Annotated in this window: 20 protein-coding genes; 8 read left to right on the top strand and 12 right to left on the bottom strand. The window is 71.8% G+C overall.

What is annotated here, in order from left to right:
• Positions 1-23: 23 nt before the first annotated feature.
• From AOQ37_RS33660 to AOQ37_RS33645, 4 genes are all read right to left on the bottom strand, one after another.
• Positions 24-1,238 carry an acetyl-CoA C-acetyltransferase gene (locus tag AOQ37_RS33660; protein ID WP_062650175.1) on the bottom strand — a complete coding sequence of 405 codons (1,215 nt, stop codon included), beginning with the start codon at positions 1,236-1,238 and terminating at the stop codon, positions 24-26.
• A gap of 84 nt (positions 1,239-1,322) precedes the next feature.
• Positions 1,323-2,471 carry an acyl-CoA dehydrogenase family protein gene (locus AOQ37_RS33655; RefSeq protein ID WP_062650173.1) on the bottom strand — a complete coding sequence of 383 codons (1,149 nt, stop codon included), beginning with the start codon at positions 2,469-2,471 and terminating at the stop codon, positions 1,323-1,325.
• Complete coding sequence (locus tag AOQ37_RS33650; RefSeq protein WP_062650171.1) at positions 2,468-3,493, bottom strand: LLM class F420-dependent oxidoreductase; 1,026 nt, start codon at positions 3,491-3,493, stop codon at positions 2,468-2,470. The genes AOQ37_RS33655 and AOQ37_RS33650 overlap by 4 nt, the downstream gene beginning before the upstream one ends.
• The gene (locus AOQ37_RS33645) at positions 3,493-4,647 is read right to left on the bottom strand and encodes a CaiB/BaiF CoA transferase family protein (RefSeq protein ID WP_078890475.1); all 1,155 of its coding nucleotides are present in this window, start codon (positions 4,645-4,647) and stop codon (positions 3,493-3,495) included. The genes AOQ37_RS33650 and AOQ37_RS33645 overlap by 1 nt, the downstream gene beginning before the upstream one ends.
• A 274-nt stretch (positions 4,648-4,921) precedes the next feature.
• Between AOQ37_RS33645 and AOQ37_RS33640 the strand changes: the two genes are divergently transcribed.
• The 4 genes from AOQ37_RS33640 (at position 4,922) to AOQ37_RS33625 (ending at position 8,648) form a co-directional block, all read left to right on the top strand.
• Positions 4,922-5,659, top strand: a complete 738-nt coding sequence (locus tag AOQ37_RS33640) for a TetR/AcrR family transcriptional regulator (RefSeq protein ID WP_062650168.1) — start codon at positions 4,922-4,924, stop codon at positions 5,657-5,659.
• A 57-nt stretch (positions 5,660-5,716) separates the two neighbouring features.
• Complete coding sequence (locus AOQ37_RS33635; protein ID WP_062650166.1) at positions 5,717-6,226, top strand: DUF4334 domain-containing protein; 510 nt, start codon at positions 5,717-5,719, stop codon at positions 6,224-6,226.
• Positions 6,223-7,347, top strand: a complete 1,125-nt coding sequence (locus AOQ37_RS33630; RefSeq protein ID WP_062650164.1) for an NAD(P)-dependent alcohol dehydrogenase — start codon at positions 6,223-6,225, stop codon at positions 7,345-7,347. Before AOQ37_RS33635 ends, AOQ37_RS33630 begins: the two co-directional genes overlap by 4 nt.
• Positions 7,348-7,421: 74 nt before the next feature.
• Positions 7,422-8,648 carry a TetR/AcrR family transcriptional regulator gene (locus tag AOQ37_RS33625; protein ID WP_062650162.1) on the top strand — a complete coding sequence of 409 codons (1,227 nt, stop codon included), beginning with the start codon at positions 7,422-7,424 and terminating at the stop codon, positions 8,646-8,648.
• 111 nt (positions 8,649-8,759) lie between these two features.
• On the opposite strand, the gene AOQ37_RS33620 is transcribed toward AOQ37_RS33625, so the two are convergent.
• From AOQ37_RS33620 to AOQ37_RS33610, 3 genes are all read right to left on the bottom strand, one after another.
• The gene (locus AOQ37_RS33620; protein ID WP_062650159.1) at positions 8,760-9,965 is read right to left on the bottom strand and encodes an oxygenase MpaB family protein; all 1,206 of its coding nucleotides are present in this window, start codon (positions 9,963-9,965) and stop codon (positions 8,760-8,762) included.
• A 260-nt stretch (positions 9,966-10,225) separates the two neighbouring features.
• Positions 10,226-13,429, bottom strand: coding sequence for an alpha-L-rhamnosidase (locus AOQ37_RS33615; protein ID WP_062650157.1), 3,204 nt, complete (start codon positions 13,427-13,429; stop codon positions 10,226-10,228).
• Positions 13,430-13,670: 241 nt separating this feature from the next.
• The gene (locus AOQ37_RS33610) at positions 13,671-14,648 is read right to left on the bottom strand and encodes an SGNH/GDSL hydrolase family protein (RefSeq protein ID WP_107085366.1); all 978 of its coding nucleotides are present in this window, start codon (positions 14,646-14,648) and stop codon (positions 13,671-13,673) included.
• A 463-nt stretch (positions 14,649-15,111) separates the two neighbouring features.
• Here AOQ37_RS33610 and AOQ37_RS33605 point away from each other — a divergent pair, with 463 nt between their 5' ends.
• Positions 15,112-15,339 (top strand): DUF5133 domain-containing protein, encoded by a 228-nt coding sequence (locus AOQ37_RS33605; RefSeq protein WP_062650321.1) that lies wholly within the window; start codon positions 15,112-15,114, stop codon positions 15,337-15,339.
• Between the two features lie 39 nt (positions 15,340-15,378).
• On the opposite strand, the gene AOQ37_RS33600 is transcribed toward AOQ37_RS33605, so the two are convergent.
• Positions 15,379-16,056, bottom strand: a complete 678-nt coding sequence (locus tag AOQ37_RS33600; RefSeq protein WP_062650155.1) for an NAD-dependent epimerase/dehydratase family protein — start codon at positions 16,054-16,056, stop codon at positions 15,379-15,381.
• Between the two features lie 273 nt (positions 16,057-16,329).
• Between AOQ37_RS33600 and AOQ37_RS33595 the strand changes: the two genes are divergently transcribed.
• Entirely contained in the window at positions 16,330-17,349 is a 1,020-nt protein-coding gene (locus AOQ37_RS33595; RefSeq protein ID WP_062650153.1) for a hypothetical protein, read from the top strand.
• A 124-nt stretch (positions 17,350-17,473) separates the two neighbouring features.
• Here the strand turns inward: AOQ37_RS33595 and AOQ37_RS33590 are convergent, their stop codons facing one another.
• The 3 genes from AOQ37_RS33590 to AOQ37_RS33580 form a co-directional block, all read right to left on the bottom strand.
• Positions 17,474-17,884, bottom strand: coding sequence for a gas vesicle structural protein GvpA (locus AOQ37_RS33590; protein WP_062650151.1), 411 nt, complete (start codon positions 17,882-17,884; stop codon positions 17,474-17,476).
• 118 nt (positions 17,885-18,002) lie between these two features.
• Entirely contained in the window at positions 18,003-18,395 is a 393-nt protein-coding gene (locus AOQ37_RS33585) for a DUF5994 family protein (RefSeq protein WP_062650149.1), read from the bottom strand.
• A 141-nt stretch (positions 18,396-18,536) separates the two neighbouring features.
• Entirely contained in the window at positions 18,537-18,734 is a 198-nt protein-coding gene (locus AOQ37_RS33580; RefSeq protein WP_062650147.1) for a hypothetical protein, read from the bottom strand.
• Between the two features lie 414 nt (positions 18,735-19,148).
• On the opposite strand from AOQ37_RS33580, the gene AOQ37_RS33575 reads away from it, so the two are divergent.
• A complete protein-coding gene (locus AOQ37_RS33575) occupies positions 19,149-19,667 on the top strand; it encodes an Asp23/Gls24 family envelope stress response protein (RefSeq protein WP_062650145.1) in 519 nt (172 codons plus the stop codon).
• Positions 19,668-20,005: 338 nt separating this feature from the next.
• Complete coding sequence (locus AOQ37_RS33570) at positions 20,006-20,932, top strand: S8 family peptidase (protein ID WP_234437094.1); 927 nt, start codon at positions 20,006-20,008, stop codon at positions 20,930-20,932.
• A 25-nt stretch (positions 20,933-20,957) separates the two neighbouring features.
• Here AOQ37_RS33570 and AOQ37_RS33565 read toward each other — a convergent pair whose 3' ends face one another.
• On the bottom strand, positions 20,958-21,497 hold the full coding sequence (locus AOQ37_RS33565) for a YbhB/YbcL family Raf kinase inhibitor-like protein (RefSeq protein ID WP_062650141.1): 540 nt from the start codon (positions 21,495-21,497) through the stop codon (positions 20,958-20,960).
• Between the last annotated feature and the right edge of the window lie 56 nt (positions 21,498-21,553).

Raw genomic sequence — 21,553 nt, 5'->3', positions numbered from 1 at the left:
GGCTGCGGAGGAGGGCGGGACGCTCAGAGGCGTTCGACGACGGTGGCGATGCCCATGCCGCCGCCGACGCACAGGGTCGCCAGCCCGTACCGCAGGTCGCGGCGCTCCAGCTCGTCCACGAGGGTGCCGAGGATCATCGCGCCGGTGGCGCCGAGCGGGTGTCCCATGGCGATGGCGCCGCCGTTGACGTTGACCTTGTCCATGCTCAGTCCCATCTCCTTGACGTAGCGCAGGACGACGGCGGCGAACGCCTCGTTGATCTCGACCAGGTCGATGTCGCGCACGGTCAGACCGGCCTTGGCGAGTGCCTTGCGGGAGGCGGGCGCGGGCCCGGTCAGCATGATGGTGGGGTCGGCTCCGGAGACCGCCGCGGAGACGATCCGCGCCCGCGGTGCGAGACCGTGACGCTCGCCCGCCGCCCCGCTGCCGATGGCGACCAGGGCGGCACCGTCGACGATGCCGGAGGAGTTGCCCGCGTGGTGGACGTGGTCGATCCTCTCCACCCAGTGGTACTTCTGGAGCGCCACCGCGTCGAAGCCGCCCAGTTCGCCGGTCCGGGCGAAGGAGGGCTCGAGTCCGGCCAGGCTCTCGGGCGTCGTGCCGGGCCGCATGTGCTCGTCCCGGTCCAGGACCGGCCGCCCGGTGCGGTCCCGCACGGGGACGACGGAACGGTCGAAGCGCCCGTCCTTCCACGCGGCGGCGGCCCGCTCCTGGGAGAGCGCCGCGTAGGAGTCCACGTCGTGCCGGGAGAATCCCTCCAACGTGGCGATCAGATCGGCGCCGATGCCCTGCGGGACGAATCCGGTGGCGTGACTGGTGGCCGGGTCCAGCGCCCAGGCGCCGCCGTCGCTGCCCATCGGCACCCGGGACATGGACTCCACCCCGCCCGCCAGGACCAGATCCTCCCATCCCGAACGGACCTTCGCCGCCGCCAGGTTGACGGCTTCCAGGCCGGACGCGCAGAAGCGGTTCTCCTGCACGCCGGCCACCGTGTCCGGCAGACCCGCGAGGAGGGCGGCGGTGCGGGCGATGTCCGCGCCCTGGTCGCCCAACGGGCTGACCACGCCGAGCACGATGTCGTCGATCGCCGCGGGGTCGAGGCCCGGGAAGCGGCGGAGGGTCTCGTGGATCAGACCGACGACCAGGTCGATCGGCTTGGTGCCGTGCAGGGCTCCGTCCGCCTTGCCGCGACCGCGCGGGGTGCGGATCGCGTCGTACACGTACGCTTCGGTGCTCACCTTGGGTGCCTTCCATGTCGTCGGGTCTGGAGGAGGCCGCGTCGCGGCACACGGGTTCCGTTGCCGAGGGGAGCCGGCCGGGGCTCAGCCGAGCAGCGAGCGGCCGATGATCTCCTTCATGATCTCGGTGGTGCCGCCGTAGATCGTCTGGATCCGGCTGTCGAGGAACGCGCGGGCCACCCGGAACTCGCTCATGTAGCCGTATCCGCCGTGGAGTTGCACACAGCGGTCGACGATCCGCTTCTGCTGTTCGGTGGCCCACCACTTGGCCATCGAGGCGTGCACGGCGTCGAGCCGGCCCTGGTTGTGCTCGGTGACGCAACGGTCCAGGAAGGACCGGGTGACCGCGGTCTCGGTGGCCATCTCGGCGATCTCGAAGCGGATGTGCTGGAGCTTGGCCAGCGGCCGCCCGAACGCCTCGCGCTCCCGCACGTACCGCATGGTGACGTCCAGGATCTCCTCGGCCGCCGCCGCGGCGCCGACCGCGATGGCCAGCCGCTCCTGGGCGAGGTTGCCCATGAGGTAGGCGAAGGCCCGGTTCTCCTCGCCCAGCAGGTTCGCCTTGGGCACGCGCACGTCGTCGAAGAACAACTCGGCGGTGTCCTGGGCCTTCTGGCCGATCTTGTCGAGGTTGCGGCCGCGGGCGAAGCCCGCCGTGCCGCGCTCGACGACCAGCAGGCTCTGCCCGCCGCTTCCGCCCTCGGGGGTGGTGCGGGCGACCACGACGACGAGATCGGCGAGGATGCCGTTGGAGATGAAGGTCTTCGCGCCGTTGAGCAGGTAGTGGTCACCCTGGTCGGTGGCGGTGGTGCGGATGCCCTGGAGGTCGGACCCGGCGCCGGGTTCCGTCATGGCGAGAGCGGTGACGATGTCGCCGGAGACGAACCCGGGCAGCCAGCGGCGCTTCTGCTCCTCGTCGGCGAGCCGGGTCAGGTACGGGCCGACGATGTCGTTGTGCAGACTCAGGGCGAGCCCGGAGGCGCCGGCGCGGGCGAACTCCTCGATGAGGACGGCGCTGTAGCGGAAGTCGTCGGTCCCGCCGCCGCCGTACTCCTCGCCGACGGCCATGCCGAGCAGGCCCCGGCGGCCCGCCGAACGCCACACCTCGCGGTCGACGACGCCGTTCTTCTCCCAGCGTTCGTGGTGCGGGGTGACCTCCTTGGCGAGGAAGGTCCGCACCGTCTCGCGGAAGGCCTCGTGGTCGGGGCCGTACAGGTCTCGTGCGAAGGTCACAGCCAGCTCCTCACGTGCTCGATCAGCCGGGCGGGGTCGGGACCGACTGGGGTGACGTCGAGCATCGTCACGCCCGCCTCGCGGAAGACCTCGACCCGGTCGCGGACATAGCCCTCGGAACCCGCCAGGCAGAGCTGCTCCAGCAGCTCGGCGGGGACGGCGGCCTCGGCGTCCCTCTTGCGGCCCGCGAGATAGTGCTCCTGGACGGCTGCCGCGGCGGCCTCGTAGCCGTAGGAACAGATCAGGTCGTGGTAGAAGTTGCGGCCGGGCGCGCCCATGCCGCCGACGTAGAGGGCGACGGTGGGGCGCATCAGGTCGCGTACCGCTTCGGCGTCGTCGCCGATGGCCAGCAGGCCGCCCGCCACGACCGAGAGCGGGCCGAGCGCGGGGTCGCGCCTGGCGCCGCCCTCGGCCAGGGACCGGCCCCAGACCTTGGCGGCGTGCTCGGGGACGTAGAGGAAGGGCAGCCAGCCGTCGGCGATCTCGGCGGTCATCCGGACGTTGGCCGGGCCCAGCGCCGCGACGTAGACCGGCACGGACTCGCGGACCGGGTGGTTCAGCAGCTTCAGCGGCTTGCCGAGGGTGCCGCCCTTCTCCGGCGGCAGGGGCAGGTCGGTGATTCCCCGGTGCTCGATCACCTCGCGCCGCCAGATCCGCCGGGACAGTTCGATCACCTCCCGGGTGCGGCCCAGCGGGCGGTCGTAGCGGCGGCCGTGCCAGCCCTCGACGACCTGGGGTCCCGAGGCGCCGATCCCGAGGAGGGCGCGGCCGCCGCTGACCGCGTCGAGTCCGGCCGCGGTCTGGGCGATCAGCGCGGGGGTGCGCGAGTAGACGTTGACGACGGCCGAGCCGATCCGCATCCGCTCGGTCTTCGCCGCGAGGTATCCCATGACCGTCGGGGAGTCGAAGCCGTACGCCTCGGCCACCCAGACGGCGTCGAGACCGGCGGACTCCAGAGCGGCGGCCCGATCCGCGGCGGCGCGCGGGTCGGCGGCGTAGGTCAGGGGTGAGGACAGTTCCATCAGCGGTGGTCCTTCAGCAGTTCGGGCACGCCCCAGTCGCGGGCCACGTCGGGGGTGTCCGCGCCGGGGACGGCCGGGGGACGCCTGAGGGTGCCGGGGGTGCCGGAGAAACGGGGGGCGGGGGCGGGCTGGGTGATCCCGTGCGCCTCGGTGTGGGTGGCGCGGCCGGTCAGGTGCCGGTGGCCGGCCGCCTCGCGCAGCGAGAGCACGGGTGCGACACAGGCGTCGGTGTCTTCGAAGACGGCCGTCCACTCCGCGCGGGTGGCGGTCTTGAACCGGGTGGTGAACGCGGCCCGCAGCAGCGGCCAGTTGCGCGGGTCGGTGCGGTCCGGCAGGTCCTCGCCGTCCAGGCCCAGCAGGGCGACGAACACCGCGTAGAACTGCGGCTCCAGGGCGCCCACCGCCATCCAGCCGCCGTCGGCGGTCTCGTAGACGCCGTAGTGGGGGCAGCCGCCGTCGAGCAGGTTGCGGCCGCGGGCGTCGCGCCAGGTGCCCTCGGCGAGCATGCCCCAGATCATGGTGGTGAGGTGTGCGGCGCCGTCCACGATCGCGGCGTCCACCACCTGGCCGCGACCGGTGGCGCGGGCGGTGAGCAGTGCGGCGAGGACGCCGGTGGTCAGGTAGAGGGAGCCGCCCGCGTAGTCACCGAGCAGGTTGGCGGGGAGCGCGGGCGGTCCGTCCGGTGCGCCGATCATGGACAGGACGCCGGCGGTGGCGAGGTAGCCGATGTCGTGTCCGGCCCGGAGGGCGAGGGGGCCCTGCTGGCCCCAGCCGGTCATCCGGCCGTACACCAGAGCGGGGTTGTCGGCCATGCACTCCTCGGGGCCGACCCCGAGCCGCTCCGCGACACCGGGCCGGTACCCCTCCAGCAGGATCTCTGCGCGAGCCGTCAACGCCCTTACGGTTTCCGGCCCTTCGGGTGTCTTCAGGTCGACCAGGACGGATCGCTTGTTGCGGTTGGCCAGGTCGTGGGCGGGATCGCCGCCGAGCGGCGAGGGGCCGGGACGGTCCACGCGCACCACGTCGGCGCCCAGGTCGGCGAGCAGCATCGCGGCGAACGGGCCGGGGCCGATCCCCGCGAGTTCCACCACGCGCACACCGTCCAGTGGGCCCGCCACGTCATGGCCGGGACGGTCCGTGGGGTGCCTGCTCATGGGTTCCCTTCTCGGGGCGAGGCTCTCGGTGGGCGGTCGTCTCAGCGCCGCCGACCGGAAACTTACTGAGCGTTCGCTAAAAACGTAAGAGGGGTGCGTCAGTCGGTCAACTCCTCTTGCAAGACGAGTATTTATGGATCCACACTGGGGCCGCGGCAACCCGAGGGCATCGGTTGCCGAACGTTCCTGAACGATCGCTAAGCGGGCGGGGGGAGGCGCTCCGGACTCACGGCCGTACGATGTCGCCGATCGCCGCCCGCCTCGAGGAGAGCCGTTGAACGCCGCACCCGGCCAGGACACCACGCCCCCGGCGGAGCACTGGCGCTCCTACGGACCGCTGGACCTGCACCCGATCCTGACGCACGCCATGGAGGCCTTCAACGAACAGGGCTACCACGGCACTTCGGTCCGGGACATCGCCGGCCGGGTCGGTGTCACCGTGCCCGCGCTGTACTACCACTACGAGAACAAGCAGGCCCTGCTGGCGACCCTGCTGGAGACGTCCATCAGGGACGTCCTGGACCGCTGCCGGGCCGCCGCCCAGGAGGCCGGGGACGATCCACTGGCACGGTTCTGCGGCATGGTCGAGTCGATCGTGCTCTACATGGCCCACCGTCAGCAGCTGGCCTTCCTGGACACCGAGATCCGCAGCCTGGAACCCCAGAACCGGGCACGCTACGTGGCCCTGCGCGACTACCTCGAGCACATGCTGCTGGACACGGTCGAGGCGGGCCGCGCCCAGGGCGTGTTCACCACGCCGATCCCGGTCGACGCGGTGCGTTCGGTGCTCATCATGTGCCAGGGGGTCGCCAACTGGTTCCGCGAGGACGGCCCGCTCACCGCGGAAGAGGTCGCCGAACGCCATGTGCTGCTGAGCCTCGGCACCGTGAGCCACCCCGTCGCGGTCCCCGGCGGACCCGAACTCCCCGCCACCCGGCGCACTTCCCCGCGGCCGGCGTCCCTCGCGCGGGCCTCAGCCACCCGGGGTTCCGCGCCGCGCACCGCGCGGTGACGGCGGCATCCCGACGCTCCGACCTTGTTGTTCCGCACCGACGAGAGGACTCCCAGCATGGACGTGTTCGAGGCCCGCGCCCGGTTCCAGGAACTCCGGAAGCAGGACGGCCCGGTCTCCTCCGCTGAACTGGACACGATCTGGGCGGCGTTGGCCACCGCCCGCCCCGAGGACATACTCGGTGCGTGGAAGGGCGGCGAGTTCCGCACCGGCCACCCCCTCGAAGGCATGCTGGCGGAGGCCCGTTGGTACGGAAAGACGTTCGTTTCCCTGGACGACGCCAAGCCCCTGATGTGCCGCGACGCGGCGGGCGAGCTGTATTCCAACCGCGAACTCGGCCAGGGCGAGGCCAGCCTGTGGACCGTCGAGTTCCGCGGCGAGCCCACGGCCACCATGGTCTACGACGGCCGCCCGGTCCTCGACCACTTCAAGTGGGTGGACGACACCACGCTGATGGGCGTCATGAACGGGAAGGGCATCCCCGCCGAGGGCCCCTTCTACTACTTCTTCCTCGAGCGTGCCTCCGGGCAGCCGAACGAGAGCCCGGGCGCCGGGGAAGCCTCGTGAGGCAGGTCCGCGCCGCGGTCGCCGAGACACCGGGCGCCCGGTTCACCCTGCGGGACGCGGACCTGGAGGACCCACGGCCGCGCGAGGTGCTGGTGAGGATGACCGCGGCCGGCATCTGCCACACCGATCTGAGGATGCGGGACACCTGGCCCCGTCGGCTCACCCCGATGGTCTTCGGCCACGAGGGCGCCGGCCGGGTCGAGGCCGTGGGCACCGAGGTGACCGGCCTGGTGCCCGGGGACCAGGTCTGCCTCACCTTCGCCAGCTGCGGCACCTGCGAGCAGTGCGCGGCGGGCCACCCGGCCTACTGCCACGCGGCGCAGACCCTGAACCTCTCCGGCGGACGCGCGGACGGCACCACCGCGCTCTCCGTCGACGGCACACCGCTGCACGCCGGCTTCTTCGGCCAGTCGAGCTTCGCCACGCACGCCGTCGTCCACGAACGCGGCGTGGTCAAGGTGCCCGGCGACCTGCCGGCCACGGTCGCGGCGCCACTGGGCTGCTGCGGCCAGACGGGCGCGGGCACCGTGCTCAACCGGCTGCGCCCCGAGCGCGGTTCCTCGCTGGTCGTGCTGGGCGCGGGCGGGGTCGGTCTCAGCGCGCTGATGGCCGCGGTGGCCGTGGGCTGCGACCCGGTGGTGGCCGTCGACCCGGTCCCCTCCCGCCGGGCCCTGGCCGCCGAACTGGGCGCCAAGGCCGCCCTGGCCCCCGGGGACGGTCTCGTGGCGGCGCTGCGCGACCTCACCGGCGGTGGCGCCCACCACGTCATCGACACCACCGGCCGGCCGGAGACGGCCCGCCGGGCCGTGGGCGCGCTCCGCCCGCGCGGCGAGCTCGCCCTGCTCGGCATCGGCGATGAGGTGACGTTCGACGTGATGGGCCTGCTCGCCAAGGGCGTCCGCGTCCACGGGGTGATCGAGGGAGACTCCGCGCCCGACCGCTTCATCCCCGAGCTGATCGGGCTGCACCGGCGGGGCCTCTTCCCGCTCGACCGGTTGGTCACCACGTTCCCGTTCGAGGACATCGGCGAGGCCGTGGCCGCCATGCGGGACGGCAGCGTGGTCAAACCCGTCCTCACCTTCGCCCGCCCGGACGCGCCGGCGCCGTGCACCGCCAAGTGATCCAGGAGTCACCTCGTGTGCCGTCCGCGCCGAGGGAGGCCGGCCGCCTGAGGGCGTGTGATTGACTGATCCGCATGGCCTCCGCCTCCCCACCCGCCCGTTCGGCCGCGACCGGCCGGCCACCCGCGGCCGCCCGTCCGCGCAACCGCCGACAGCTCATCGTCGAGGCGGCCGGGAAGGTCTTCAGTGAGCGCGGTTACCACGCGGCGTCCATGGAGGAGGTCGCCGCCGGCGTGGGCATCACCGCGGCGGCTCTGTACCGGCACTTCCCGAACAAGTACGCGCTGTTCGCCGAGTGCGCCGACCTCATGGTGGACGGACTGGTCGCCGCGCTCGACGAGGTGCCGTCCGGCGCGAGCCTGACGGACGTGCTCACCGCCGTCACCCGGATCACCATCGCTCACCGCTCGTCGGGCGGCGTGTACCGATGGGAGGCCCGGTACCTCAACCACGAGGACCGGCGGCGTCTCGCGACGAAGTTCGCTCACCTGGTCGGGCGGGTCGACGAAGCGGTACAGCGCGAGCACCCCCTGTCCGACGAGCGCCTGCGGGCCATGGCGGCTCTCGGCGCGATCGGGTCCATCACGATGCATCACACCTCCATCGCCCAACGCCGGGCCGAGGAGCTGCTGCTGGCGTCCGCGCTGGGCGTGGTCGCGAGCGATCCCGCGGCGGGCCGGCCGGGCGCGCCCCCCGTCGAGCTGCCCGCCCGGCCGGTGCCGCGCACGCGACGGGCGGAGATCCTCGCGGCCGCCATCCCGCTGTTCGCCCGGGACGGCTTCGCCAGCGTCACGAACGGCCAGATCGCGGAGGCGGTGGGGCTGACGCCGTCCGCGCTCTACCGCCACTACCCCGGCAAGATCGACATCCTGGCCGCGGCCTGCCTCCAGGCGGCGGGACTGCTGGCCCAGGGTGTGGAGCGCAGTCTGCACGAGGTGTCCGGCCCGGACGACGCCGTCGTCGCGCTGGCGGCGACGTACGTGGCCTACAGCTTCGAGTACACCGAGTTGAACAGCGTCGCCGAGGCCGAGCTCCCCGGTCTGCCGGTGGGCCTTCGGCGGCCCGTGGTCCTCGCGCAGCGGGAGCACATCGCCGTCTGGGAGCAGCAGTTGCGGCTGGCCCGGCCGGAACTGGACCCGCGCCAGGCCCGGGTGCTGGTGCACGCGGGCTTCGGCGTGGTGGTCGAGGCGGGACGCAGACTGCGGTGGCAGGACAGCGCCGGGCACCGTGCGGCCGTGACCGCTCTGGTCCTGGGCGCTCTGGGACTCCGAACGGCCCAGGGGGTGTCCGACACCCCCTAGGGACCCGGCGGCCACGCGGGGGTCACGTCGTGCGGCGCCTCGTGCGAGAGCCTCCGGTGTCCGCCCCTCGCCCATGCCTCCGGGCGGACGCCGGAGGGTCGGTCCGCCGGCTCAGGCCGCCCTGTTTCCGGTGGGGATCGTGATGGGGGTGGTGGTCCCGGAGGAGCCCTTGTTCAGGAACAGCATCGCCAGGGCGCGCACGAACTGGTCGAACATGTAGAAGGTGCCGGGCATCACGGGCGACAGACCTTCGCGGAACAGGATGAACGCCGGCCATGCGGTGCGGACCAGTGCGGCCGAGGCGTAGTCGCGTTTCAGTCCCAGCCAGTCGCCGACCTCGTCGCTGAGCACATAGCGCACGAACTCGTTCAGGAACCCGCGCGTGACGCCGAGGTCTATCTGCGCGGTCAGGCCGAGCAGGTCCTCGGCCAGGGCGATGCCCTCGGTCGACGGGGTGAGGATCGGGGCGAGGACCTGCGCCGACTGCTTCTCGGCGGCCGCCCAGGTCTTGGGGATGTGCTCGTACGGCACACCGAGCAGGTGGACGGCGACCTGCCACGAGTGGAGGAACGCTTCCTGGTCGGCGGCCGGGAACGGGATCTTCCAGTCGAGGAGCTTGCGGTACACGTAGGTGCCGAGGCTGTGGAAGGTGACCAGGATGTCGGCGGCGCTGATCGGGACGGTCTCGTCGGCGACCGCCTTCCAGTGCGGCGACTGCGGCAGCAGGTGACGCACCGCTGCGTGCACCACGCGGGTCTTGTTGGCGGTCACGACGAACTGTCCCGTCGGCTCGAAGGCTCCGAGCTGGGAGAGGTCGTAGCCGAACGTGAACGTCTTGGCCGCGCGGTCCTGCATGTCGGCGCCGCCCGCGGACCAGTAGACGCTCTTGGCCTCGCGCGGGATCACGGTGCTCATGATGCCGCTGCCGAGGCCGTACAGCATGAAGAGGTAGGTGTCCCTGCGCCGGTTGAAGTCGGCGGCGCGGGCCAGCTTCACGGGGTCGGCCCAGGAGGGCAGCCGGTTGACCTGCCGCAGGTACGCGGCGAAATCGGCCGGCAGGCCGCCGGGCAGCGGGTCGTTGTTGTTCACCCACGACGCCCAGGCGGTGTTGATCGCCGGGACATGTCCGTTGTCGAGCATCGAGACCATCAACGGGTCCGCCGCGTCGTCCCAGATCCAGGCCGGGTCGGTTCCGGCGGCGGCTGCGGCCGCGGCTTCGCTCGCCGAGCCCGTCGACGCCCGGGCGGGGTTCGCCACGCCCACGAGGCCCAGTGCGACGCCGAGCGACAGAGCCTTTCGCCTGCTGAGGTTCTCCATTGACTTACCTGCTTCCCTGATGGGTCAGATCCTTCTAGGTGCCTTCGCAGACTTGCCAAATGCGCGACCCGAGCATGATGCAACTCGTCGCACAGATGTGATTTTCGATTAACATAGCGAGGTGTGTTGCCGTCGGCAATGGTCGTGACGGAGGGCTCGTGGACAATGTCGGCCAGGGTCCGCGCGTCATGTCCCGGACAGCACGCGGTCCGCCCGCGCGCCCAGGAGGTTCTGGAGCGCACGGGCGGACCGCGCGGCTGTCACACGGTGAACCGGTGACTTCCCGAACCGACCTCGAACACGGCGCAGCCGTCCTCCGCCCGCACGAAGGTCCCGTGCGTGCGGGTGACCGCGGCGGGGTCGTCCGCGGGGATCCACACCTCGGCGGTCGTGTTCGCCGGCACCCCGCACGACAGCTCGAAGCCGCCGGACCGCTGCTTCCACGAGGTGGACACCGGGCCGTAGAGGGACGTGAACGTGGCCTTGGCCGAGGTGACCTCACCACCTGGACGCGGGCGGATGACGATGTGCCGGTAGCCCGCCCGGCCCGGGGCGATACCGGCGATGTTGGCGTACATCCACTCCCCCACCGAGCCGTAGGCGTAGTGGTTGAAGGAGTTCATGCCCGCGTCCTGGAAGCCGCCGTCCGGCCGGACGGAGTCCCAGCGCTCCCACATGGTGGTCGCCCCCCTGTCGATCTGGTAGCCCCAGCTCGGGAAGGTGCGTTGCCGCAGCAGCCGGTAGGCGACATCGGTGTGCCCGGTGTCGGTCAGGACGGGCAGCAGCCGCGGGGTGCCGAGGAAACCGGTCGACAGATGCCAGTCCTTGGCCTCGACGAGGGCGACCAGACGGTCCGCCGCCGCCTCCCGCAGGCTGTCCGGCACCAGGTTCATGGACAGCGCGAGGACGTACGCGGTCTGGGTGTCTCCCTTCACCCTGCCGTCGGCCGCCACGTACGCCGACGCGAACGCCTGGCGCACGCGAGTGAAGAGGTCGGTGTAGGGCGCGGCGTCCACGCCCAGTTCCGCCGCGATCCTGGCCGCGAGGTCGGCGCTGTGCGCGAAACAGGCGGTCGCGACGACATCCTTGGGCGTCTCGTCGGACACGTTCAGCCAGTCGCCGTATCCCGCGGCCGGCCGCAGCAGGGCGTCGCTGTTGCGCTCCAGATAGCGCAGCCACGCCTGGACGGACGGCCAGGCGTCGGCGAGGACCTGCCGGTCCCCGTATGCCCGGTAGAGGGCCCAGGGGACCGTGACCCCCGCGTCGCCCCAGCCCGCGACGCCGTTGCCGACCGTGCCTACCATCGGTGCCACGTCCGTGAACGCGCCGTCGGAGGTCTGCCCGTCACGGAGATCGACCAGCCACTTGGTGAGGAAGCGGGCGGACTCCATCGTGTAGGCGGCGGTGGGCGCGAAGACGTTGATGTCCCCGGTCCAGCCGAGCCGTTCGTCACGGGCCGGTGTGTCCGTCGGGACCGAGAGGAAGTTGCCGCGCTGCCCCCAGGTGATGTTGCTGTGCAGCTTGTCGAGCATCGGCACGTCGGTCTCGAACGTGAAGGTGAACGGAGCGGATGTGTGCATGACGCGCCCGGTCAGGGCTGCCGGCGACGGTGTGCCGGGATATCCGGTCACCTCGACGTAGCGGAAGCCGTGGAACGTGAAGCGAGGCTCGTAGACCTCCGTCCCGGTCCCCTTCAGGGTGTACGTGTCGGTCGCCGCGGCCGTGCGCAGGTTGGCGGTGTAGATCGTGCCGTCGGGGTTCAGGACCTCCGCGTGCCGCAGCCGCACCGTCGTGCCCGCCTCGCCCGACACCCGCAGCCGGACCGAGCCGACCATGTTCTGGCCCAGATCGAAGACGAAGACACCCGGCTTCGGCTCGGTGACCGTCCGGGTGCGCAGTTCCCCGGCGACGCGTACGGGACCGTCCACCTGAGCGACGATCCGAGCGGGGACATCGTTGTCGGTCCGTCGGGTCGCGAGCCATGACCGGTCGTCGAAGCCCGGCGAGGTCCATCCGGCCGTCTCCCTGCGGGCGTCGTAGGTCTCGCCCGAGAGCAGGTCCGCGGAGACGATCGGCCCCGAGGTGGCACGCCAGTCGGGCCCGGACGTGATGCGCTCGCTCGTTCCGTCGGCGTACTCGATCTCCAACTGCGCCAGCAGCGCCGGATGTTCGCCGTACTGGTGCGGTCCGAACATCCCGACGTTGCCCGCGTACCAGCCCGGAGCGAGGTAGGCGCCGATCGCGTTGGCCCCGGGGCGGACGGAGCCGGTGACGTCGAAGGTCTGGTACTGCACACGCTTGCGGTAGTCGGTCCAGCCCGGGGCCAGTTGATCGCGTCCCACGCGCGTGCCGTTGAGGTGGGCCTCGTACAGGCCGAGGGCCGTGGCGTACAGCCGGGCACGGCCGACCTTCTTGTGCGGCAGCCGGAACTCGTGGCGGAGCTGGGTGGCGGCGGACACCACCGGCACGACCCGGCCCCACGGGCCGGCTCCCCAGGCGGCGGCCACCTTGGCGGCCGGCCACCCGCTGTCGTCGAAGTCCCGCTCGCGCCAGCCGTGGGCCGGCTCCTGGTCGGTCGACTTCCAGGAGCCGTCGGTGAGGAACTTCCGTTCCCCGGAGGCCGTGGTGACGGCCAGGACGCCGATCAGCCCGGCGGGGCCGTCCGTGCCGTTGGTCGCCGAGACGGCCAGCGTGTTCGTCCCGGAGCGGACATGGGAGAGGACGTCGATGACGGCCGGGTGACGCCAGCCCTCGAAGTCCGTGGCCAGGTCGGTGCGGGCCACCTCGGCGCCGTTGAGGGACACGGCGTAGACGTTGTCCGCGCTGATCACCAGCGTGGCGGCGGTGACGCCTTCGGGGAGGTCGAGGGCGCGGCGGAACCACCGGGTCCCGGCCGGGACACCGGTCGCCGGGTCCCCCTGGGCGAACCAGATCCACGAACTGCCGTCCAGGGAGGGGGCGTCCGTGAGGGAAGCGGGAGCGGATATCCACTGCGCGGACCACTGGGACGCGTCCATCAGCCCGGTCTCCCACCACGACGCCGGGCTCCACGCGGAGACGCCGCCCGCCGCGTCCCAGACCCGTACGGTCCAGAAGTAGCGGGTGCGCGGCTCGAGTCGCGGCCCGGCGTACGGGACGAGGACGGACTCGGCCGAGTCGACCTTGCCGCTGTCCCACACGTCCGGCCGGGACAGACCGGCCGCGCTCGACGCCACCCGCACCTGATAGGCGCTCTGCCGCTGCCCCGAACCGGTCGCGGTCAGCGGCCAGCTCAGCCGCGGTCGCACCACGTCCAGGCCCAGGGGCTGCCGGACGTACTCGACGGTCGGAGCGATCGGACTCAGGGCGCCCTCGCCCGCACGCGGTACGGCGGTCCCGGGCGCGGCCACGGCCGGCGCGGTTCCCGCGGCCACGGCGCCCACCGTGGCGGCGGCGCCCACGAGGATGTTCCTTCTACTGATCATTGCGACCCCCAGAGGCAGAAGGTGAATCGATTCACGGCCGTGAACGTAGGGATGGCCGGGACGCGCGTCAATGACTGCGCACAGGTTTTCCCGAGTTTGATCAGGCGACCTGCGGTGATGCGGGGATACGGCTCAAATCAGCTGCCGCGAGAGGGAGTTGAACCCTTTCAATCGGATCGAGGGAGCCCGAGGCCCGGCAGGAAGCCAGGGGCTCATGCACTCAAGGGGAGCTGTGCCGGGGTCAGTTCACGCCGATGGCGTCCAGCAGTGCTGCCGTCACGTGGTCGGCGGCGTTGCGGTGGCCGAGGGCGTTGGGATGGACGAAGGCCACCTGGTCCGGGACTCGGGTGAAGATGCCCTCGACCCACTTGCCGGCGTCGCAGACACTGTGGTTCCGGGAGGAGTCGTAGAGGTTGACGAAGCCGACGGAGTCGTGGGTGCCGGCTGACTTCTCGATGACCTTGTTGAGCGGTTCCAGGACGTCGGTGCGCAGCCAGTTCAGGTCGCCCTGGGTGACGGGGCCGAACTGTTCCAGGTCGTTGTAGCGGCACTTGGCGGTGTCCTCGGGGATGACCGTGGGGTAGCCGACGGCCAGGACCTTCGCGTGCGGGGCCCGTTCGCGGAGCACGGTGAGCATCTCGTCGTAGTCCCTGCTCACCTTGGCCAGCCGCCCGGGGATGTCGTCGGCCAGGTCGTCCTTGCACGGGGTGTCCACGCCGCCGCTGCCGCCGCCCAGCTGCAGGCACCGCATGAGGATGTCGGCGAAGCCGAGGGTGTTGCCGCCCGCGCCGACGGTGATCACGTCGGTACCGGGACCCACCGCCTGGGACTGGGGAGGCACCGCGGGGAAGGGGTAGTCCGGGTCCTCCGAGAAGGGCGGCAGATGGCGGCCGATCGGTTCCTGGGCCCGGAAGGTGATGTTCTCGATGGTGGCGGCGCCGCAGCTGACGTTCGTCAGCTCCAGGAGAGAGCCGAGGTCACGGTCGACGACCTGCGGATACGACTGGTCGGTGCGCTCGCACCCGTCCCGGGGCACTTCGAAAACGTCGCCCGCGGCCGGGATGACCCCCGCGGTGTAGGAGTCCCCCAGGGCGACCCACTCGTGCGCGGCCGCCGCGGCGGCGGGGTGCGCCCCGGCGAGCTGAACGGGCGCGAGGGTGGCCGCGACGAGAGCCGCGGCTGGGGCCAGCAGGGCCGGACGAGTACGGAAGCGTGCCACGAATCCTCCAGGGATGCGAAGTTGGCGTCGCTTTGACCATAGAGAGTCGGTTACTTTGCGCACTAGATCCAATGCGGACAGTCACACATGACTGTCCGGAGCGCACTTGACGGGCGGGCCGCTTCGGCGTGTCGATCAGTCACGTCTGCTCCCTGTCCGACCCGAGACGGTACGTGCACGATGCAGGGAAACCGTTGATCGACTCGCGGGCCCCGGCCCGCTTCGCGGGCTCGCGACGGTTGTCCGGTTCTCGATCTTGATGGCGGGGACCGGCCTTCGGTAACGCCCCTCCCCCACCGGCTCGCCCTCACCGTCGCCTGCGCGCCCGCTCCGCACCCCGGTCCCCGCTCCCGGCCTGCCCCTGGGCGCCCGACCGAGTCGGGTGGAATGGCAGCCGACGGCTGGGGCAGACGGGTGCGTGTATGACCCACGCGAAGAGTGGCGACCTGGGAGGCTCCCGATGATGCTCATGGCACACCCGGCCGTACTGAAGAACCTCGTCGAGCGGTACGAGAACCTGAGCGTCCTGCACGCCGAGAGCGGCAGCGAGGACGTGCGTCGGCAGATGGACGACGTCGCCTACACGCTGTGCGTGTCGACCGGCACGCGTGACATCGACGCCGCGCTGGTCGCCGCCCGCCACCGGCTGCCCGCAACCCGCGTCGAGGACGACTCCCTCCTCACCGCCTGACCGCCGCCCTCCCGGCCGCACCCCTCGGGCGACGCCGGTCTAGCGCTCCGCGCCCGCGGCAAGTCGGTTGATGTCGGCGTTGCGCACGACGACGGGAGCGTCACCGCCCGGCCCGGCGACGGCGAGCATGGCGCGGCCGACGGCGTCCGTGGTGGTGACGTGCCGGGGGAAGAGCCTCTTCAGCAGCGGATACAGCACCGCGGTCGCACGGTACAGCGTGCGGTACAGCGGGGTACGGGAGACGGCTCCGTCGACCGGCTGGATGAAGCCGGGGCGGAACATGTAGGAGGGCATGGGCAGGGTCTGGAGGTCCTTCTCGGTGCGGCCCTTGACGCGGGCCCACATCTGACGGCTCCTGCCCGTGGGGTCGGTGCCCTCACCGGAGACATAGACGAAGGTCAGCGCCGGGCTGGGGGCGAGCAGGGCGCGCGCGGCGGCCAGGGCGTAGTCGTAGGTGACGCGGGTGTACTCCGCCTCGCTGCGGCCGACGGCGGAGACTCCGAGGCAGTAGAAGCAGGCGTCCAGATCCGTGAGATGGTCCCGGATCGCGGTGTAGTCGGTGAAGTCGGTGTGCACGATCTGCCGCAACTTGGGGTGCTCCACGGCGAGAGGCGCGCGCACGACCGCGAGGACCTCGGTGACGGCGTCGTCCCGCAGACAGGCGTGCAGTGCGCCGTGCCCGACCATTCCGGACGCTCCGAAGACGATGACGCGCACGAGTTGCTCCTGGTGATGTGGGGGGATGCCGGGGGGGGGCGGCTTTCAGCGGGACGGGGTGACGCGGGCGATCGGTCCCGCGGTGAGGTCCATGGTGGCAGCGGCGAGCGAGGCGACTGTACTCGGCCCACGCTCCCCCGGATCCGAGGGGCGGAACGGACGCAACACGCCGCGCGGCCCACCGTTCCACACCTGAGGCGCTCGACTCCTCCCGAGGTCGGAGGGCGCGGGCGGTTCCGCACCGGGCCGACAGGGCGCATGAGGGTCGCTCCCATGACCAGGACTACGCCACCGCGCCCGGTGCCCGTCGAGGAGCTCTTCCCGAAGCTGGCCGCGCTGCGGGGTGTGACGACCCGACTGCACCCGAGGCCGGGGCGGCCGGACGCGTCGGTCAGCTCGGTGGGCGACCCTCTGCTGTGGCCGGCCGACGAACCGTGGCCGATGTGCACGGAGCCGCACAGACGCAGCCGTGGGTACCGCGTCGCGGACATCCGTCAAGCGCGACGACTGCTCGCGGACGCCTGGGCGCGTGACCGGCCCACCGCCGCCGAAGGGGCCCTGCTCACCGAACTCGGCCGCAGGCATCGCGTCCCGGACCTCACCGACACCGACCCGATCCCACTGATCGGCCTGGTCCAGCTGTACCGGCGGGACATACCCGGCCTCATGCCGGGCCCGGACGGCTGCGATCTCCTCCAGGTGCTGTGGTGCCCGTACGAGGCACACGGCCCGAGCCGCCAGGGCCTGGCCCTGCACATCCGCTGGCGCCGTGCCGACCAGGTCACCGCGGCGCTGGACGCTCCCCCGCAGCCAGTGCTCGTCGGCTTCGAGGGGGCGGTCCCGGAGCCGTGCGTGCTGTGCCCCGAACAGGTCGTCACCTACCCGTACGCCGGGTCGCTGCCGACCCGGCTGGGCGCCCGGATCGACGCCTGGGAAGAGGCCGAGGAACGGAAGGCGGAGAGGAACGGCCGGGAGGACGAACTGGTCACCTATCACCACGACCTGGCGATCCCTCAAGGCTGCCGTGTGGGCGGGTTCCCCTCGTGGCACACGACCGACCCCCACCCGATGACCTGCGAAGCCTGCGCCGCACCGATGGAGCTGCTGCTCACCGTCGCCAGCCGCGAGTGGGACGGTGCCGACGGCAGCTGGATGCCCGTCGAGGAGCGGGACATCGCAGAGCACCTGCGGGACCTCACCCCGACGAAGCTCACGATCGGCCGGGACGGGCTGCTCAACATATTCGCCTGCCCCACCGCGCCCGGACATCCGCACCGGTGGAGCGTCCAGTAGCCGGGCATCCGGCCCGTCGGGCGGATCCCCTCGGACGGGCGGCACCTCCCAGCGGCGCGTCCCCGGCCTGTCCTCAGCACATCCGACGGGCGCGTCTTCAGGCTCGTCGGACAGGCGTGGACGCTCAGCGCTCCGTCTGCCTCCTGCGGGCGGCGGGCCGGGCAGCCTGACGTTCCCTGCCCTCGTCACGGGAATCATGGAAGGCGTCGGAGATCGTGTCCGCGGCGCCGGACAGCGCGCCCTTCGTCTTGCCGCGAGCACCGGACTCGGTGAGCTGGCCCGTCAGCTCCGTGAGCCCGGCCGGCTTGCGCGGCCCCGCCTCCAGGTCAAGACGGTTGCACGCCTCGGCGAAGCGCAGATAGGTGTCGACGCTGGCGACCACTATCCGTATGTCGATCTTGAGTATCTCGATACCGACAAGGGAGACCCGTATGAACGCGTCGATCACCAGTCCTCGGTCGAGAATGAGTTCCAGGACGTCGTAGAGGCCACTGGAACCTCCTCCTCCGCCACCCTGCTGTGTCGCCACGGTCATCACGACCAACCCCTTGCCATCTGTTCTGCGCGGTCCCGTCGGCGCTGTTTCCCGCTACGGCACGGGCTTGCAGGTGCGAGTAGCCAGGCCATTCACGAACAAACGTGCGTACGAGTCCTCACGTCCTCTCCGCGGCGGTCATGAACGGCCGCGCGGCCTGCTCGGTGCTCTCCGGCGGGACGACCAGGAGGTCCCACCGCCCCTGACCGGGCGCGAGCAGGACGACCGTGTGGGGAGCAGAGGCCGACGTCGTTCTGCGCAGTCGTACGACCTGGTTGCAGACGAGTGTCCGGCCGGGCGTCTCGGACCACGTCGACCCGTTGACGGTCACGCTGGTGATATGGCCCCACTCCGGCGGCAGCCCGCCCAGGAGACGGGGCAGCTCGGCGAGCAGGTCGTATGAGCGGGGCCACCAGGCGCCGTCGAGGGGCCGCGGCATGGTACTGCGCGGCGCCAGGTTCAGGCGGAGGAGGGGCTGGGAGGGAAGCGGGGGTTGCAGGGCGGTGGTCATGTCTGCTCCTGGTGGCTGCGCGGTCGACGGACGGCCGGGGTATCGGCGTGGTGAAGGTCGAGGTCGTGCCGGCGGAAGGGGCGTGGCGGACCTACGCGCCGCCCCTCGGCGTGGGCGTCGGGCGTGCCGCGGGAGCCGCGGTCAGCCGCTCCCGCCGGAGACGGGCGGCTGCTTGCGCGGTCCGCCGCCTGCTTCGCGACCCGAGGATGAGCCGCCGGCTTCTTCGCAGGCGAAGAACCAGCGGAGCGCGTCGGCGACCTGACGGGCGACCGCCGGGTACGACGACACCCGCGGGACGGCCGAGGCACGGTCGGGGAAGTGAGCGGCTTCTGCGGCCATAAGGCGGAACCTGCCTCGAGCGCGAAGCACCCGGTGTGGTCGAACCAGGAGGACGAGACCGGCCTGAGCGCCGGTGTACGAAGGATCCTCGCTCCTCCAACCTACTCTCCCGCCGCCCGGCCGGAGGCCGGAGCCCGACAGCGGCTCACGAATCCCCGTGTCTTCGTCTCCTCGCTCCTTCCGCGCTCCGCCGTCTCCTTGCTTCGCCACATCACCACTTCAGCGCTTCGTCGGTTAGTCACCTCGCCACTTCAACGCTTCGCCACCTCGCCACTTCGTCGCTTCGTCGCTTCGTCGCTTCATGGCGGCTCGGGCGGCCCGGCCTTCGGTGATCGCCGGTCCGTTCGCGGTGCGACAGGAGCGGGTACCCGGGGCCCGCACAGAGCCCATCGGACAGAGGCCGAGGCGATCTCCATGACAGACACCACCAGCACCACCACCACCAGCAGCACTGGCACCGGCTCGGGCAGCCGCCCCGATGCGGGCGTGAGCACCCTGAAAGGCCGTGCCGGAGCCGAGGCTCCCGCCCGGACCCGGGGCAAGACCACCGTCGTGGACGGCGTGGTCGCCAAGATCGCGGGCATTGCCGCACGTGAGGTACCGGGCATCCACGACCTCGGGGCGGGCACGGCACGCGCCTTCGGAGCCGTGCGGACCCGGGTCCCCGGCGCAGGCGGAGGCGGAGGCGGCGTCACGCGCGGGGTGAAGGTCGAGGTCGGTGAGAGCCAGGCCGCCGTCGACCTGGTCGTCCTCGTCGAGTACGGCGTCTCGATCGTCGACGTGACCGGTGACGTGCGCGACAACGTCATCGGCGCCGTGGAGCGGATGACGGGCTTGGAGGTGGTCGAGGTCAACATCAGCGTCGACGACGTCCACCTGCCCGGCGAGGAGGAAGCGGAGGACTCCGAGGGGGGCGACGGCCGCGTGAGCTGAGACCGCCGATCCCCCGACCCCACCCCCGAACCCCCGGCTTCCCGGTATCCGCAGAAGCCGCCGGAACCGTCGGCCCGCCGTGGTCGTCTTGTGCGCTGACCGTGTGCGAAAGCGGGATGTGCGGGCTACCGGGGGACATAGTGACGCGGAACATGACGAAGGCCGGTCTCATGGCACTGGCCATGCTGACGGTGCTCGGGGCTTCAGCCTGCGGCGGCGAAGCCGGCGCTGCGGGAGGGCAGAGGGGCGGGACCCGTTCCGCGCACGGGAACGGGGGGTCGTCAGCACCGTCCGAGGGCGGGGGCCCTTCCGGGTCGGCGACGGCGTCACCCGGCGCCGTGGCCAAGCTGTCCGGCGCCGCCCCGGCCGCCGCGGCACCCGTCACCCGGAACGTGCCGTGGAACCTGGACATCCTGGACCAGCGGTCGCGGCCCCTCAACGGGAAGTTCACCACGACCGCCACCGGCAAGGGCGTGCACGTCTATGTGATCGACACCGGCATGGACATCGGCCACAAGGAGTTCGGTGGACGCGCCCGCCTCGGCGCCGACTTCGTGGGCCCGAAGGACTCCGGTGACTGCTTCAGCGAGGAAGGCACCGGTCACGGCACGTTCGTCGCGGGCGTCATCGGCGGGGCGAAGTACGGGGTGGCGCCCAAGGCTGAGCTCGTACGGGTCCAGGGCGTCCTGTGCGAGAGCGGGGGCGGCGGCTCCCCCGCGGCGGCCGAGGCGGCCCTGGTGAAGTCGGTCAGGTGGGTCACCGCGCACGCGCAGAAGCCCGCGGTGGTGAACATGTCGCTCAACCTCGACCACCGGTCGTCGGCCCTGGAGTCCGCCGTGAAGAAGATGGTCGCCGCGGGGATCCCGACGGTGGTGTCGGCAGGCAACTTCCACGACGACGCCTGCAAGCACTCCCCGGCCGGTGTCCCCGGCACGATCGTCGTGGCGGCCTCCACCTCGAACGACCGCGTGTGGAACGACAGCGGCTCCTACGGCTCGGGGTACGGACGGTGCGTGGACCTGTACGCCCCCGGCCAGAAGGTGACCGCCGCCCTCGCCGGCGGCGGCACGGTCACGGAGGACACCGGCGCGACGTCCTGGGCCGCGCCGCACGCGACCGGCGTGATCGCGCTCTACCTGTCGGCCCACCCCCACGCCACGGCCGACGCGGTCCATGTATGGCTCGACCGGACCGCCACCCGCGGTGTGGTGCGCGGTGTCCGCTCCGACACCCCCAACCGACTGCTCAACACGGGCGGCCTCTGACCTCGTCGGGCCTCGCGGCCGTTCCTCAGGCGGGGGTTTCGGCGGTGGTGGTCAGTACCGCGCGGCCGAGGATGTGGCCGGCCATGGTGAAGCCGAGGACGGCCGGGGTGGCGTCGGCGGGGACTCCGATGGTCTCGACGTCGAGGGCGTGCACCACGGTGAAGTAGCGGTGCGGGCCGTGTCCGGCCGGCGGGGCGGCGCCGACGAAGCGGGCCGCGCGGGCGTCGTTGGGCAGTTGGAAGGCGTTCTCCGGGAGGCCCGAGCCGGTGTCGTCACCGGCGCCTTCGGGCAACCGGGTGACGGTGGCGGGGATGTCGGCGACCGCCCAGTGCCAGAACCCGGACCCGGTGGGGGCGTCGGGGTCGTAGACGGTGACGGCGTAGCTCTTGGTGTCTTCCGGGGCACCGCTCCAGGAGAGCTGCGGGGAGACGTCCTTCCCGCCGGGAACGCCGGACAGGCCGGAGTGCTGCTCGATGGGCCAGGCGGCGCCGTCGGTGACGGTCGTGCTGACGACGGTGAAGGAGGCCGCCTCGGGCAGGCGGGCGAACGGGTCGTTGGCGCTCATGGCGTCCTTTCGGATTGCGGCGTGTGGGTCGTGGCACCAGGTGGCGGCATGCGGCC

The organism is Streptomyces maremycinicus (assembly GCF_001184025.1).
Classification (GTDB): Bacteria; Actinomycetota; Actinomycetes; order Streptomycetales; family Streptomycetaceae; genus Streptomyces; species Streptomyces maremycinicus.
This window is presented reverse-complemented; position numbering and strand designations above follow the sequence as displayed.

What these genes read in the sequence shown, in the direction of transcription:
- AOQ37_RS33650 (WP_062650171.1), bottom strand. Translation starts at nt 3,493, where the DNA reads ATGGAACTGTCCTCACCCCTGACCTACGCCGCCGACCCGCGCGCCGCC.
- AOQ37_RS33645 (WP_078890475.1), bottom strand. Translation starts at nt 4,647, where the DNA reads ATGAGCAGGCACCCCACGGACCGTCCCGGCCATGACGTGGCGGGCCCA.
- AOQ37_RS33635 (WP_062650166.1), top strand. Translation starts at nt 5,717, where the DNA reads ATGGACGTGTTCGAGGCCCGCGCCCGGTTCCAGGAACTCCGGAAGCAG.
- AOQ37_RS33625 (WP_062650162.1), top strand. Translation starts at nt 7,422, where the DNA reads ATGGCCTCCGCCTCCCCACCCGCCCGTTCGGCCGCGACCGGCCGGCCA.
- AOQ37_RS33620 (WP_062650159.1), bottom strand. Translation starts at nt 9,965, where the DNA reads ATGGAGAACCTCAGCAGGCGAAAGGCTCTGTCGCTCGGCGTCGCACTG.
- AOQ37_RS33615 (WP_062650157.1), bottom strand. Translation starts at nt 13,429, where the DNA reads ATGATCAGTAGAAGGAACATCCTCGTGGGCGCCGCCGCCACGGTGGGC.
- AOQ37_RS33605 (WP_062650321.1), top strand. Translation starts at nt 15,112, where the DNA reads ATGCTCATGGCACACCCGGCCGTACTGAAGAACCTCGTCGAGCGGTAC.
- AOQ37_RS33595 (WP_062650153.1), top strand. Translation starts at nt 16,330, where the DNA reads ATGACCAGGACTACGCCACCGCGCCCGGTGCCCGTCGAGGAGCTCTTC.
- AOQ37_RS33590 (WP_062650151.1), bottom strand. Translation starts at nt 17,884, where the DNA reads ATGACCGTGGCGACACAGCAGGGTGGCGGAGGAGGAGGTTCCAGTGGC.
- AOQ37_RS33585 (WP_062650149.1), bottom strand. Translation starts at nt 18,395, where the DNA reads ATGACCACCGCCCTGCAACCCCCGCTTCCCTCCCAGCCCCTCCTCCGC.
- AOQ37_RS33580 (WP_062650147.1), bottom strand. Translation starts at nt 18,734, where the DNA reads ATGGCCGCAGAAGCCGCTCACTTCCCCGACCGTGCCTCGGCCGTCCCG.
- AOQ37_RS33575 (WP_062650145.1), top strand. Translation starts at nt 19,149, where the DNA reads ATGACAGACACCACCAGCACCACCACCACCAGCAGCACTGGCACCGGC.
- AOQ37_RS33565 (WP_062650141.1), bottom strand. Translation starts at nt 21,497, where the DNA reads ATGAGCGCCAACGACCCGTTCGCCCGCCTGCCCGAGGCGGCCTCCTTC.